Origin of the sequence: Legionella birminghamensis (assembly GCF_900452515.1) — a bacterium.
Taxonomy (GTDB): Bacteria; Pseudomonadota; Gammaproteobacteria; order Legionellales; family Legionellaceae; genus Legionella_C; species Legionella_C birminghamensis.
On sequence record NZ_UGNW01000001.1, the window covers coordinates 295,312 to 309,807 of the forward strand.

The window sequence follows — 14,496 nt, forward strand, 5'->3', positions numbered from 1 at the left end:
TCTGTTAAGATTTTACTCTCTTAACAGGGTGTCTAACAAATCAGGGCAAGATCATTTAGACTATCATGTCGGACATTATGTCAAAATAATAATGGATGAGATTTTTGGAAGAGATAATTTTATAAACGAAATTATCTGGAAGAGGTACCACGGAGCAAAAAATAATGCCGGCTCTAAATGGTGGCAACAAACTGACACAATTTTATGGTACGGAAAGAGTGAAAATTATATATATCATGGAGAATATACCCCTTTGAGTGAGGACTATATTAAGAAGGAGTATAAGTTTGTAGATGAAGATGGGCGACGCTACAGAGAAGCTAGGCGGAGTTTGAGGAGTAAATATAAAGTTGAACAGAATCGATATTATCTTGATGAGGCGAAGGGAGCAGCGGTAAGTAATCTATGGAATGACATTACACATGTAGTAAGCAATACACAGGAATATACCAGATATGCAACACAAAAACCTGAAGCACTTTTGAATCGTATTATAAAGGCGTCAACTAATGAAGGCGATTTAGTTGCTGATTTTTTTGCTGGTTCTGGTACAACTGGAGCTGTAGCAGAAAAGTTGGGTAGACGCTGGATAATGGCAGATCTTGGTCGCTTTGCTGTCCATACATCAAGGAAACGGTTATTAGATATTGATGCAAAACCGTTTATTGTACAAAATTTAGGAAAATATGAACGTCAACACTGGGTAAAAATGAATGGATGCTATACAGACTACCTTAAGTTTATTCTTGAGCTCTATCATGGAGACGTTTCAGAAGACATTGTCCGGCAATTTAGACAGGCCTTTAGATTATTGCATGGCAAAAAGAGTGATGAGTATATTCACATCGGCAATGTTGATGCACCGATTACTCTTTCGGAAATTAGAGAAGCTCTACAAGAATGTAGAGAAAATAATATTTCAAAACTTGTTGTTTTAGGCTGGGAATGGCAGTTAGGTCTGCATGAGCTTGTTTATGATGAAGCGCATCCATATGGAGTAAAGCTTCGCCTCTTGCAAATACCTCGCGAGGTTATGGAATTATCCGCCAACGATCTTAAAAATCATGAGATTCAATTTTTTGAACTAGCATCTCTTGAAATAGACGCAAAAATTACAAATAAAAATGTCATAATTACCTTAATAGATTTTATAATCCCACACCCTGACTTATTACCTATTGAGGTAACAGAGAAAGTTAGTAATTGGAGTGATTATATTGATTATTGGTCGGTTGATTGGATGTCAAACCAGAGAAGCTCTACAAATAAAACTATTTTTCATAATATGGATCAAAAATATCGTACTAGGGAAAATTCGACTCTGAACTTATCTATGAACCATGTATACGATAAATCAGGTAACTATCAAATTTTGGTTAAAGTTATTGATATTTTCGGTAACGACACTACCAAAATGATAGAGGTAAAAGTGTCATGAAGATGGATAATACTGTTTCAATACTTCCAATTCCAGGTACATTACATCAATCTATTAAGATTTGGCGTAACGGCGGTTATAAGAACGTAACGAATACTACCAAACGATTATTGGAATGGTGGTTTATAGAAGAACATGAATTAGATAACGGTATCCCTTTTCGCTTTTGGGAAGGACAACGAGAAGCAATAGAGCATTTAATTTATTGTTATGAAGTATTACAAGCCAAAAGTTTGTATGAGTTAGTAAGACAACTCGATGTCAAAGTATTTATTGATCCAAGAGAAGATAAATGGACAAAATATGCCTTTAAGATGGCAACTGGTTCTGGTAAGACTATTGTGATGGCAATGGTTATTGTTTGGTCTTATTTTAATGCTCAGAAAGAAGATAAGAATAAGTTCTCAAAAAACTTTGTATTAATTGCTTCTAATTTGATTGTTTTGGATAGATTGCTTGGTGACTCTGCAAATCCAACCTTTTTTGGAGGAGGGGTTTTTAAGCAATACCCTTTTATTCCATCTGAGTGGATATCAGATTTTCATGTTAACGTTATGAGTGAAGATGAGCTGCCTGTTCATAGCAAGTCGGGCCTAATTTATCTTATAAATTGGCAAAAATTTATTGAGCGGGATTCAAAATTAGAAGACAATCCTGTTCAAGTTGTTTTAGGTTCTAAGCCTCCAAATGATCTGCACCCTAAAACAAAATTGAAAGACATACTAGCTAATTTAAAAAATATCCTCGTTATTAATGATGAGGCACATCATGTTTGGGACGAAGAATTAATTTGGTATAAGGCTATAGATTCTCTGCATAACCACAACTCTTTAATGTGTCAGTTAGATTTTTCTGCGACTCCTAAAGATCAAGATGGGAATTTATTTCCTCACATCATTATGGATTATAATTTAGGTCGAGCTATAGAAGATAATATTGTAAAACGGCCTAAAATAGCAGAACTTAGAAACGTACCAGAAATTGCTAGTCAAAAAGCCTCTGAGAGATATAAAGTTCAGATTGATGCTGGAGTGGCGCAATGGAGGAAAGTTTGGGAAGTCATGATAAAAGCAGGTAAAAAACCTGTCTTATTTATTATGGCCGAGGATAACAAAGCTGCTGATGATGTAGCAAATTATTTAGAAAATTTTTCTGATTTAACTCACCAAATATTAACAATCCATTCTGCTCGTACAAAAGGTCAAATTGCTGATAAAGATCTTGATATGGCTCGTAAAGCTGCACGAGAAATTGATTCATTGGATAATCCCTATCGCGCCATAGTATCAGTTTTAATGCTCCGTGAAGGCTGGGACGTTCGTAATGTATCTGTTGTAGTACCTTTACGTTCTTACAGCTCCAAAGCAAAAATTTTACCTGAGCAAACACTAGGTCGCGGATTAAGACGAATGTGGCCAGAGCAAACTGATTTAGAAGAGCAACTTATTGTGATTGAGCACCCACAATTCCATAATTTAATAGAAGAGGCTCTCAAGGAGCAAGGAGTAAAAGCAAAATTTTATTCTCTAGATGATGTATTTGCATTGCCTGAATTGATTCAAATCGATAATGAAAAATTACAATATGATATTGAAATACCCATCTTAATCGGTGGATTAACCCATAGTATTACTGGCCTTGAAAGGTTAGATTTCAATTGTTTTGATAAAAAGGTATTTGAATATGATTCTTTACTTCCTAATGAGATAATATTGCAAAAAGTGGACATGCTGACTAAAAAACTTGAATCAGAGGAAATATTAGAATTTCCGTTTGCTAATAATCCACAAGTTTATATTGCTAGTATTACACATGCGATAATTAAAGCGACCAAAATTCCTGGGCAATTTTATAAAATTGCTCCAATCGTTAAAAATTATATAATTAATAATCTATTTGATAAAACTATAGAATTAGAGAATATAGAAGCTCTTAAAAAATTAAATTTACCGGTTGTTCGAAAAGTAATAATTTCAAGTTTTATTGAAGAAATAAACAAACTTGTGGTTGTTGAGGAAACCCCGATTTTAAGCATGTTTTTACAGAAAGCTTCTGAAATTAAGCCTTTTCAAAGCTCAGTTAATACAATCAGCGTTAGAAAAACAATTTTAAATAAAGTTCCATATTCCAATGAATTAGAAAAGAATTTTTTAATATTTTTAGATCATGCAAATGATGTAAAGGCATTTATCAAAAATGAAACTAGAACAATGAATTTAAAAATCCCATACGTGGATCATGCAGGATTTCTGCGGAATTACATTCCAGATTTTGTTGTGAAAACTCCTGAAATGATGCTTGTTGTTGAAACTAAAGGACGAGTAGATATAGATGTAGCAGCTAAAGATGCCCAAACTAAGCGTTGGACCAAAATAGTTAGTGAAAGGACTAATGAGCATTGGGAATTTTTACGTGTTAATCAATGCGATTTTGATGGGGGCGGATATAATTCCATTCATGATTTTTTGATATTGGCATCAAAGCAAAAACATTGAAATGATTTTTGTCAAATTAATAGCTGACCAATAAAAATTCATCTACTTTATATTTTACTAATAAGGTGATGCTCCCTCGCTCAAAATATCTAGATATTTTTGATAAACATAAATTTTATTACGGGCTTTACCTGTTATTTCTTTTACTATCCCAATTTTCAACAAATAATTTAGTGTGCTGTTAGCTGTAGGTAGAGAAATATTACAGTTCTTCATTACTTTCTTACTATCTGTGGTTGGATGTTTTTGCAAATAATAATGAACTAGCATCAGAGATGGAGCCAACTTCCCCGCCAACTCTATCTGTTTTCTGTCTTCTTTGAATAAAGCAAGAATCGCTTGAGCTGTGGACACAGCTTGATTGGCTGTGAGTTATAGTCGAAAGTGGTGTATGACAAAATAAATTAGGTGGCGTATTCTGTTGCTTGTTCTTGTCGGAACACAAATCAACAAAGGAGATACGCCATGAAGGATTGTAATCTAAAGCAGTCATCGACACCAGCGGTAGCCAAGGGCTTTGAAGACCCGTTAACGGAGGTGTTGAGACAAGGAGCAAAAGAGTTGATAAGGAAAGCGGTTGAGGCCGAACTATCAGAGATGCTCTCAGCGTACTCAGACGTGCGTTTACTGGATGGTCGTCCAGCAGTAGTCAGGAATGGTTATCTCCCCGCGAGACAGCTTCAGACGGGGATAGGAGAAGTAGAGGTTCAAGTCCCGAAGGTACGAGATCGTAGCGGTTCAGGTATTCATTTTAGCAGTCAGTTGTTGCCGCCCTACTTGAGACGGACGAAGAGCATGGAAGAACTCATTCCTTGGCTGTATTTAAAAGGGTTATCAACAGGAGATTATACAGAAGCCTTATCCGCGTTAGTTGGCGAGAGTGCGCGCGGACTGTCAGCCAATACAGTGTCGCGATTAAAAGAAAAATGGCTTGATGAACACAAAGAGTGGCAACGCCAGGATTTAAGCGACAAACGCTATGTTTATTGGTGGGCTGATGGTATTTACAGCAAGGTTCGCATGGATGACAAGGTGTGCCTTCTAGTCATCATTGGTGTTACTGAGAGCGGGGTAAAAGAGCTTGTAGCGGTTAATGATGGGTATCGAGAGTCCGCAGCGAGCTGGAGTGAGGTGCTTACTGACCTGCGCCAACGAGGCCTTCCAACGGCTCCGAAGTTAGCCGTGGGGGATGGGGCATTGGGATTCTGGAGTGCCCTTGGAGCCATTTACCCTGAAACACGGCAACAGCGGTGCTGGGTGCACAAAACAGCGAATGTATTAAACAAGCTACCCAAATCGATGCAGCCAAAGGTAAAGGCCGCTTTGCATGAGATTTGGATGGCATCGACCAAAGAAGAGGCCTATAAGGCGTTTGATAATACGGTGGAGCTTTACAGCGCTAAGTACCCAAAAGCGATGGAGTGCCTGGCCAAGGACAAAGAGGAACTGTTGGCCTTCTACGATTTTCCGGCCGAACACTGGATTCACATACGGACAACCAATCCCATTGAATCTGCCTTCGCTACAGTGCGTCTGAGGACTAATAAGTCCAGAAACTGTGGCTCCAGAGACACCACCCTGGCAATGGTCTTTAAGCTCATGGAAGTGGCTCAAAAACGATGGATTAAAATTAGAGGGTTTAACCTATTAACATTAGTTGTTAATAATGTGAAATTTGTAAACGGAGTGCAAGTTAATGAGCAGTCAAACAGAGTGGCCGCCTAATGGGCATACACCAGATTTGACAATAACTCATTGGCTGTTTCAACTACTCCTTTCAAGAAAAATTGCAGCCACTCTTCCCAATCTCCGGTGTCTCTTACTAATTGCAAATGATCATAATATTGCTGACGATGAGTTTTGAAATATAAACTCAGATATAGCATTGGTTGTTCCATTATGCCATCTACACATAAAATAAAGGTAATCAATAATCGACCAAGACGACCATTACCATCTAAGAATGGATGGATAGTTTCGAATTGATGGTGAGCTAGAGCAGCCTTAACTAAAGTAGGTAGTTTGATTGTTTCATCATGTAAAAATTTTTCAAGAGCGTCTAATGTTTCCATTAATCTTTCTGGTGGGGGTGGGACAAATTTGGCATTGCCAGGGCGGGTACCGCCTATCCAGTTTTGTGATCGGCGAAATTCTCCAGGTTGCTTAGAGCTCCCGCGACCTTTACTTAACAATATTTCATGCATCTCACGAATCAATCGCAAGGACAGCGGAAATCCATTTTTAATGCGTTCTAATCCATGTTCTATTGCCGCCACATAGTTGGAAACTTCAACTACATCTTGATCGGGAACACCTTGAATTTCTTGATTTTCATATAGTAATAAATCAGATAATGAAGATTGAGTTCCTTCAATCTGAGAAGATAATACCGCTTCTTTTCTAATGTACATATATAGAAATAAAGAGGGATCAGGTAAAATAATGCTTAAACCATCTAAGCGCCCTAATGCAAGGCTTGCTTGATCAAGATAAGGATATATTTTATCCATTTCAATCGATGGGCTTGGTGGAAGTGGTTTCGGTACATAGGCAGTGTAAGTTTCACCTGCCACAGAACTTTTAACTTGCTCTCCAATTCTTTCAATATATTCAGTCATTAATAAAAGATAGGTGGTTTTGTTTTATTAGTTATTAATTTAACTTAAAGATCTTTATTAAGCAATATCTTTAATTAAAGAAAATGGTTTTTCCTTAATTAATTTTAATTTATAATTAAGCCATTTCAATATTTACAGCTTTATTAATAATGTCAGAAATTTATCAAAACAGCATTGTTGCCTTTATCGATTTACTGGGTTTCAAAAGTGCATTAAAGAAGGAAGAAAACGCTAAGGAAATTTTAAACATCCTTTATCAGATGAAAGAGGGTGAACGAAATGGTTGTAATGTAATTACACAATTTAATGGTTTGAATACAGAAATACAAGTTCAGCCAGCAGTTTCTGTTTTTTCAGATAGCATGGTTATATCAGTTTCGGAGAAGGTATTTAATAATGATGTATCGTGGCGGCATGCCGTTATTGAAATTCTAAATATAGTGCAACTGATCTTGCCCTGATTTGTTAGACACCCTGTTAAGAGAGTAAAATCTTAACAGAGGTGAAGAATGAACAATAATAAAACAGAACAAAAGATTAGCAGAAATAAATATAGTCCACAGTTTAAAGATCAAGCGGTAGAGCGAGCGGAGAAGGACGGTGTCCCCCAAGTGGCGAAAGATCTTGGTGTATCCGAAGCGATATTGTATTCGTGGAGATCAAAGAAGCAACAAGGCGGCACTACACTTGAACACCAAAAGCTTCAGCAGGCTGAATTGGCACGTTTAAAGCGAGAATGTGCAAGACTTGCAGAAGAGAATGCCTTTCTAAAAAAGGCGGCGGCGTACTTTGCCAGGGAAACGGAGTGAAGTACGCGATGATAAAGGAAGAATCGAAACACTTTTCAATCAAACTAATGTGCCGGGTATTGTCCGTGTCAGTCAGTGGTTATTATGCCTGGGCTGGCCGCAAGCCATCAAGATGGTCTGAGCGGGATCGTGATTTGGCTGAAAGAATAAGGAGTATCTTTAATGAGGAACGCTCCAGAGTAGGCGCACCCCGGATTACCAAACGATTAAACAATGAAGGTGAGCGGGTCGGCAAACAACGTGTTGCCCGGATAATGCGTGAACAAGGTTGGCGTGCAAAAGCCTCAAGAAAATTCAAGGCAACAACCAACAGCAATCACCAATTACCGGTTGCGCCGAACCTGTTACAACAAAATTTCAATACCGATACCCCAAATGAAAAATGGGTCAGTGATATCACCTACTGTCATACAGAAGAAGGATGGCTTTATCTGGCGGTGGTGATGGATCTATATTCTCGAAAGGTCGTTGGATGGGCGCTATCTGAACGCATGACCAAACAACTGGTGATTGATGCATTACAAATGGCTATATGGAGACGTAAACCTTCGCGGGGATTGATTATTCATTCGGATCGAGGCAGCCAGTACTGTTCGAATGATTATCAAAAACTTTTGAATAGTCATGGTCTTGTTTGCAGCATGAGCAAACGCGGCGATTGTTATGACAACGCTGCAATGGAAAGCTGGAATCACAGTTTCAAAGTTGAGGCTATTCATGGGGAGAGATTTTTATCACGCGCTACCGCTAAAAATCATATATTCGAATATATTGAAATTTACTATAATCGAAAACGGCTTCATTCAAGGCTGGGGTATCAAACACCAGATTCGTATGAAGTTAGAAAAGTTGCTTAGCAAGGTGTCTGATTTTTCCGGGCAAGATCAAACAGCTCGCCAATTTTGTGATTGAGAGAGGCTTTTTGCTTCGTGGAGGGATGTCTCTTGGTAAGCTTTACCATGAAAAGGGAGTGGTTTTCGGGCCAGCCTTAGTTGAGGCATATACATTGGAATCAGAGCACGCAAAAAATCCAAGGATTTTAGTTTGTCCGAAACTCGTTGATTGTTTTAATGAAGATAAAAATGGTGGAACGTTTAACTGCTTTTTACAAGATGAATTAGATGGTGAATATTATTTAGATTATTTGCCGACAGCTCTTTTGTATTCTAGTCAAAATCATACCTATCAGAGTGTTATTCAACAAAAAATAATAACGATGATGAAAGCGGCATCCACTGATAAAAGGGAAATCAAAATTTTGGAAAAATGGTTTTGGTTCGAAGCATATCATCAAAGAACGATTGATAAGATTGCAATCCCTGAAGTTTGTTAGATGCTTTTTTACTATCAATAATATGGAAAATTAATGAAATTACTTGATCAGCATGTTTCTCAAGCTTTAGATGACTATGGAACAAAGTTAGAACAACATTTTGAATGCAGTGTTCTGGCGTATCTTGGTGCAATTCATCCCGCACTTATTCCTCCATTTATGGAGTATATAGAACGGATAAGCAAACGTAAGTCTGAGCATTCAGCGCAGGATCGGTTAGTAGTGATTTTAACTACCGGTGGCGGTGTTGTAGAGGCTGTCGAAAAGATGGTTGAAATTATGCGTTATCATTTTAACGAAATTTTTTTTGTGATTCCGGATTCAGCAATGTCTGCTGGCACTATTTGGTCTATGTCCGGCGACAAAATATATATGGATTATTCTTCATCGCTTGGTCCAATAGATCCCCAAGTACCAAATTTAGAAGGTAAATTAGTCCCAGCTTTAGGATATATTGATAAGGTTGATGAGTTTATTGGGAAATCTAAAGTAAATAATTTATCTCCAGCCGAATATATGTTTTTAAAAAGTTTGGATTTGGCCAGTTTACGTAGATATGAGCAAGCTCGTGATCTTTCTATATCATTATTAAAACAATGGCTAGTAAAGTACAAATTTAAAGATTGGGCCGTTCATCGTACCAATAAACCAGGAACACCAGTTACACAAGAAGAAAAAGAAGCTAGAGCGGAACAGATTGCAAAAATGTTAAGTGATAACAAAATGTGGCACTCTCATGGCAGAATGATTGGAATTGACACAATAAAAAACGAACTACGATTGGAAGTTGAGGATTTTTCAAAAGATGAAGATCTGCGCTATAATTTACGAGCATATAATGGATTATTGACAGAATATATTGAGAAGGAAAAACTACCCTATATGCTTCATTCACCGAGGATATAAGATGAGCTTACAAAATGTTGTTAAAGACGCTTTAGAACAATATGAGCAGTCCATGCCAGCATCTCAACTTGAAAAATTAGATGAGCTCAACGCTTTATTTGAAGAAATGGTAGCAAAAGGATTAGTCTCATCACCTTCTTATAACCTTGAGCCTATAAGTACTCTGTCGTTCAATTTAAACAACCCCGTTAAGTAATTTTATATTTGAATACCATTTTGCTGACTCCGGCAAAATGGTGGGTACTTTTAATTTAAAAGCCGTAAGAAGTTTTACTTGGGGGTACATATGGGGGTATGTTTTTGTAAAATATAAAAATAATCCTTTAAATACAATAAATTAACCAGTAAATTAAATAGCCGCCGCCTCCACCATTATCAAACACCATAAAATACTATCAAAGACTACTAAAAACCATTGCAAATCAGTTTGTTACAATGAGATGTAAGTGGTTTTTGATTGTCTTTTGTTGTCCTCAGAATGTTCCAAAAAAGGCCCTAAACTTAGAATAATGCCCCAATGGTGCCCCACATAGGAAGGATTTCTGGGTTCCACATTATGGGTCTTTCCCAATTAGGGGGCAGCTTTAATCAGCCGCAAAGTCATAGAACAAACCTTTCAAGGGCTTTATCTCGCAACTTAACTATCTACCTAATAAGCTTAAAATTAATTTTAATAAACTTCATTATTCATCAATATGATAAAGTCCTGTATTTTCAATAAAAACAGTTTATTGAAGAAGACATAACCTCCTTATGTTTCATTAAATAGTCCTCTCTAAACAGGCAGCCATCGGAAAATATATGGATTAAATGTGCAATTTCGTTTGAGGGATCTGTTCTTTCTAACATCTTATTAATTACTTCTAAGTGGCTTGCTTTATGTGGGAGCGCAGTGAATACTAAGTGGCTTTCTCTATCTATACCAACAAGACTAAAAAAAGTTACATAAGGCATATTGCAGAAAAATTCCGATATGACCATCTTGACCCCGAGTTTTACCGCAACGGCTATTCCTACATCAATAACCATGAGAAAACTCGAAGTTCAATTCTGGAGTCCTTCTCCGGCTATTTAGAACTCTTTGACGATCCATTCATCGATGCAGCGACTAGCGCCAGTGATTTTGATTTCAAAGAGTTACGGCGTAAGAAAATGACGATTTATGTCGGTTTCACTGATGACGACATGGAACGCTTAGCCCCTTTACTCACGTTATTCTGGCAGCAATTAATTTCAGCCATGATTCGAGAAATTCCAGATCCTACAAAAGAACCGTTTCCCTTATTGTGTCTCATTGATGAGTTTTCCTCTTTAGGCCGTATTGAGCGCTTAAGGCGTTCATTAAAGCTGCTTCGCGAATACCGGGTGCGCTGTATCCTGATGTTTCAATACATTGCCCAAACCTATGAAGAATACTCGCAGGACGAAGCGAAAGCGTTTACCAATATCAAAACGAAAGTGGCGTTTACGACTGAAGATTTAGGGGATGCCGAGTTCATCAGCAAAATGTTAGGCACTAAAACGCAACGGGTAACGAATGAATCCACTTCTTTACAGGCACAAGGCATTAGCAATAGTCATGGCAAAAACTATCAGGCCGTGCCGTTAATGCGGCCTGAGGCGATTATGAAGATCCCGGTAGAGAATACCTTAATCATGCGTTCCGGGTTTCCTTCGGTAAAAGCTTCTCAATTCATTTGGTACAACGAATCGATGAAGGCTTTAACCCATCCCTGTTTGCAAATGCCAGTTCAATCTATCCAAAGGAATGCTTTTAAAAGACATGCCAGCATTACCACCAATTCAGAAATTTTGGATCTCTTGTGAGTGTTTAAGGAGCTTGAAGGTAATTACTTGCGTATATTTCTTTGGGCATTATAGAAACTATAAGGGATTACAGTTGCAAGCTATATTATAAAAAGTCTCCTGCTTACACAGATGCAGAGAATCGTGACATGTTAGAAATACGTTTCTTATCCTTGCAATGCTTGTGTTGTCAAATAAAAAATTTTAGAAAGTATCTTTTTTCAAAGAACTCGTTAACCATATTTCAAGTTCTTTATTCTATGTATATTACTAACAATTTTGCAAGTGATTTTCACTCTTCAATTTTTGAACCAATCAAACCCATAAGATTGTTTGGGAGATTAGATTACTACATACCAGGTGCAGGAGAACGATTCAAGCTTTGCATAAGCTCTGATACGACTTGTTTATGTAAAACACGAATTTCATCCAAATATTTTTTAGCTTCCAAGCGGCTCTCTTGGGGAAAAGAGTCTTCGCAATCTTTCAGTATCTTTTCCGCAGCCGTTTCTTGTTCTTGTTCAATAGTGCCCCTAATTTCGTCAAACATAGAAGCATCTACTTCGTTATTATCTAAATTTTCTTTCAATTGATGCAAGTTGTTAACCAAATCAATTGCAACCGCAATTTTCATATCGTTTTTAAGTTGATTGCCGGAATCTTGTCCTAATGTTTTTTCAGAAAGCTCCTCTAAAGATTGCTTTAATTGATTTAGTTTCATTCTATTGTTAGACCAGTCAGGTGATGATTCCTGCGTTATGGCAGGAGATTGTTGCATGTCTTTTAATTGTGTTCGAAACGCATCATGCCTTTGCCGAGGGGTTATATCTTGCCTATGTTGACTAATTGATTGATCAACTAATAAATTAAATTGCGAAAAAGAGTCAATTACGTCTAGTATTTTACTCGCTGCGGCTTTTTCATCCTGAAGAATGGCATCAAGCTCATTTAACTGTTCCTGCGCCTGCTTGGCAAGTGATTGCAAACGAGGATTTTCTAGTCGTGTAGCATCTGATTGACACCGTTGTTGCTGTTGACGAATTTTTCCTTTCATATATTCAATAATCTGAGATTTTTGTTCAACAATCTCTTGCTGTATGGCGGTAGCTAGCGTTGCTTCATGCCCATGGATTGACTTTTTTGTAACATTAATTCTATCCTCTACCCCCCATGTAGTGTGCCCAATACGTTCATATTCATGAGACTCTAAGACTTTTCGCATAACCGAATTTAAAACTTTGGGATAATATAGACTAAAGTGAGGTTCCCCCTCTCCCCTTTCAATCTTAAAAAGTCGATTATTACCTTGAGTAATTAAATTATAGTCAATAGGTATATCTGCCTGTCTCCCTGATAAAATACCTGTCGTAATCTGTAAAAGATTATCAAGGCCACTCCGAAGTTTCGGTGGTATAGCTTGAGCCAACACACCACCTATACTGGCTTGCAACCTGATTAACGATTCTTGACTTTGCTTTTTTAATACATTCTCTTTTTCCCATGTATTATACAGTTTTAGCAGCTCGCTACGAAATTTGGCTCGTTGATTGGAGTCACTTATCGATTCATATTGATTGTCCAAAAGACCCATATTCTTGCTCAGTTGTTGTCATGCTTAAAGTATATACAGAAATTATGACCCTTGTATGTTAAAATTGGACCATCATTAACCAATTGATTTGACTTTAAAATGCTGCCGGCTTGATGAAACATCGAATAGGGATTGATTGACTTCATTTCTAACGTGCACTGTATAAGACAAACATTAGTTCCGTTAGACTCTCTCGGTAGTTACAACATTACATTTGAACTACAACTAATTATCTAATGTGTATATCTGAAAAGAATAGATAGGGGCTGCATTGTTCTATCTTGTCTTATTAAGCTAGTTGTTTTTAATATTGGTGGTCTTTATCTAAATTGAAGGTTAGAACCTTGTTCTTGCAGCTCGTGTGTAAACCTCCCCTTATTAGTGCCAACCGAAACTAGAGTTTTCCGACTTATTTTTAATCAATCTATAATCAAATGGTGACAGATCTCCCAGTGATTCATGCGGTCTTTCTTCGTTATATTCTTTCATCCATTTCCCGGTTATTTCCCGAACTTCATTGAGATTTCTGAACAAATAAAAATCCAGTATTTCATTGCGATAAGTTCGATTAAACCGTTCAATAAATGAATTTTGAGTAGGTTTTCCGGGTTGAATAAACTCAAGAGTAACTCCGTGTTTTTCAGCCCAGTCAGCCAATACCAGAGAGATAAACTCAGGCCCATTATCAAGACGCAGTTTTGCCGGATATCCTCGACTGGCAGCAATGCTGTCAAGCACCCGGGTAACCCGTCGGGCAGGCAGGCTCAGATCCACTTCAATGGCCAGTGCTTCCCGGTTGAAATCATCAACCACATTAAATGTCCTGAATCGTCTGCCACAGTTCAATGCGTCGCTCATAAAATCAGCAGACCAAGTATGGTTAACTGTAGCGGGAACCGCAAGAGGCTCTGGGTTGCGTGTAGGCAATCTCCGCTTTCCTTTACGGCGGATATTCAACTGCAATTCACAGTAAACCCGGTAAACCCTTTTGTGATTCCATGTAAACCCCGCCTGCCTCAGTTTGACAAACACTTTCCTGAAGCCATAACGCGGATAGCGTTCGGTAACTTCCATCAGCTCTTTAATCACCGTCTCATCCTTATTTACTGCCGGCTGATAATAGTAACCTGTGCGACTCAGGCTTAAGGCGGCACAGCTCTGTCTAAGACTCATGCCGTATTCATTTACCAGATAATCAGCCATTTCCCTTTTCTCTGCCGGCTTTAAAGCTTTTTTTCTATCACATCCTTCAACGCACGGTTTTCCAGCGACAAATCAGCGAACATCCGTTTCAGCTTTGCATTTTCTTCCTCAAGTTGCTTCATTCGTTTAATATCTGAGGCCTCCATCCCGCCATATTTAGCTTTCCAGTTGTAATACGTGGCATCGGATATTCCATGCTCACGGCAGACATCCTTTACCAGACGGCCATTCTCTACATATTTTAAAATATTTAATATTTGATGCTCTGTAAATCGGCTGCGTTTCATCGTTTCTCCT

Annotated in this window: 13 protein-coding genes; 9 read left to right on the forward strand and 4 right to left on the reverse strand. The window is 37.9% G+C overall.

Translation table 11 applies throughout. From position 1 onward, the window contains the following. The first annotated feature begins 28 nt into the window (after positions 1-28). Together DYH42_RS01270 and DYH42_RS01275 are read left to right on the forward strand one after the other, a co-directional pair. Entirely contained in the window at positions 29-1,438 is a 1,410-nt protein-coding gene (locus DYH42_RS01270; RefSeq protein ID WP_280524205.1) for a DNA methyltransferase, read from the forward strand. Next, positions 1,435-3,933, forward strand: coding sequence for a DEAD/DEAH box helicase family protein (locus DYH42_RS01275; protein WP_083503129.1), 2,499 nt, complete (start codon positions 1,435-1,437; stop codon positions 3,931-3,933). Before DYH42_RS01270 ends, DYH42_RS01275 begins: the two co-directional genes overlap by 4 nt. A 57-nt stretch (positions 3,934-3,990) precedes the next feature. On the opposite strand, the gene DYH42_RS01280 is transcribed toward DYH42_RS01275, so the two are convergent. After that, positions 3,991-4,287, reverse strand: coding sequence for a hypothetical protein (locus tag DYH42_RS01280; RefSeq protein ID WP_058523803.1), 297 nt, complete (start codon positions 4,285-4,287; stop codon positions 3,991-3,993). Positions 4,288-4,398: 111 nt separating this feature from the next. Between DYH42_RS01280 and DYH42_RS01285 the strand changes: the two genes are divergently transcribed. Continuing rightward, positions 4,399-5,658, forward strand: coding sequence for an IS256 family transposase (locus DYH42_RS01285; protein ID WP_115316897.1), 1,260 nt, complete (start codon positions 4,399-4,401; stop codon positions 5,656-5,658). On the opposite strand, the gene DYH42_RS01290 is transcribed toward DYH42_RS01285, so the two are convergent. Further along, positions 5,655-6,551, reverse strand: coding sequence for a Fic family protein (locus tag DYH42_RS01290; RefSeq protein ID WP_083503132.1), 897 nt, complete (start codon positions 6,549-6,551; stop codon positions 5,655-5,657). The two genes, DYH42_RS01285 and DYH42_RS01290, sit on opposite strands and share 4 nt — an antisense overlap. A 149-nt stretch (positions 6,552-6,700) precedes the next feature. Between DYH42_RS01290 and DYH42_RS01295 the strand changes: the two genes are divergently transcribed. The 6 genes from DYH42_RS01295 (at position 6,701) to DYH42_RS01320 (ending at position 11,426) form a co-directional block, all read left to right on the forward strand. Further along, a complete protein-coding gene (locus DYH42_RS01295; protein WP_058523890.1) occupies positions 6,701-7,012 on the forward strand; it encodes a hypothetical protein in 312 nt (103 codons plus the stop codon). A gap of 48 nt (positions 7,013-7,060) precedes the next feature. Further along, positions 7,061-8,217, forward strand: a protein-coding gene (locus DYH42_RS01300; protein WP_115316892.1) for an IS3 family transposase whose coding sequence is annotated in 2 segments (ribosomal slippage) — positions 7,061-7,319 and positions 7,319-8,217 — 1,158 coding nt in all. Because the reading frame shifts where the segments join, the coding sequence is not laid out codon by codon here. A gap of 80 nt (positions 8,218-8,297) precedes the next feature. After that, entirely contained in the window at positions 8,298-8,693 is a 396-nt protein-coding gene (locus DYH42_RS01305) for a hypothetical protein (RefSeq protein WP_058524200.1), read from the forward strand. A 33-nt stretch (positions 8,694-8,726) separates the two neighbouring features. Next, entirely contained in the window at positions 8,727-9,599 is an 873-nt protein-coding gene (locus DYH42_RS01310; protein WP_058524201.1) for an SDH family Clp fold serine proteinase, read from the forward strand. Position 9,600: 1 nt separating this feature from the next. Further along, positions 9,601-9,795 carry a hypothetical protein gene (locus DYH42_RS01315; protein WP_058524202.1) on the forward strand — a complete coding sequence of 65 codons (195 nt, stop codon included), beginning with the start codon at positions 9,601-9,603 and terminating at the stop codon, positions 9,793-9,795. A 707-nt stretch (positions 9,796-10,502) separates the two neighbouring features. Beyond that, positions 10,503-11,426, forward strand: a complete 924-nt coding sequence (locus tag DYH42_RS01320) for a type IV secretory system conjugative DNA transfer family protein (protein ID WP_083503155.1) — start codon at positions 10,503-10,505, stop codon at positions 11,424-11,426. Positions 11,427-11,754: 328 nt separating this feature from the next. On the opposite strand, the gene DYH42_RS01325 is transcribed toward DYH42_RS01320, so the two are convergent. Together DYH42_RS01325 and DYH42_RS01330 are read right to left on the reverse strand one after the other, a co-directional pair. Then, positions 11,755-12,996, reverse strand: coding sequence for a hypothetical protein (locus DYH42_RS01325; protein ID WP_058524203.1), 1,242 nt, complete (start codon positions 12,994-12,996; stop codon positions 11,755-11,757). A gap of 378 nt (positions 12,997-13,374) precedes the next feature. Beyond that, positions 13,375-14,486, reverse strand: a protein-coding gene (locus DYH42_RS01330) for an IS3 family transposase (RefSeq protein ID WP_115316899.1) whose coding sequence is annotated in 2 segments (ribosomal slippage) — positions 13,375-14,234 and positions 14,234-14,486 — 1,113 coding nt in all. Because the reading frame shifts where the segments join, the coding sequence is not laid out codon by codon here. Positions 14,487-14,496: the final 10 nt, after the last annotated feature.

Coding starts and splice junctions, on each gene's coding strand:
- DYH42_RS01315 (WP_058524202.1), top strand. CDS start 9,601: ATGAGCTTACAAAATGTTGTTAAAGACGCTTTAGAACAATATGAGCAG.
- DYH42_RS01285 (WP_115316897.1), top strand. CDS start 4,399: ATGAAGGATTGTAATCTAAAGCAGTCATCGACACCAGCGGTAGCCAAG.
- DYH42_RS01325 (WP_058524203.1), bottom strand. CDS start 12,996: ATGGGTCTTTTGGACAATCAATATGAATCGATAAGTGACTCCAATCAA.
- DYH42_RS01310 (WP_058524201.1), top strand. CDS start 8,727: ATGAAATTACTTGATCAGCATGTTTCTCAAGCTTTAGATGACTATGGA.
- DYH42_RS01305 (WP_058524200.1), top strand. CDS start 8,298: ATGTCTCTTGGTAAGCTTTACCATGAAAAGGGAGTGGTTTTCGGGCCA.
- DYH42_RS01295 (WP_058523890.1), top strand. CDS start 6,701: ATGTCAGAAATTTATCAAAACAGCATTGTTGCCTTTATCGATTTACTG.
- DYH42_RS01290 (WP_083503132.1), bottom strand. CDS start 6,551: ATGACTGAATATATTGAAAGAATTGGAGAGCAAGTTAAAAGTTCTGTG.
- DYH42_RS01275 (WP_083503129.1), top strand. CDS start 1,435: ATGAAGATGGATAATACTGTTTCAATACTTCCAATTCCAGGTACATTA.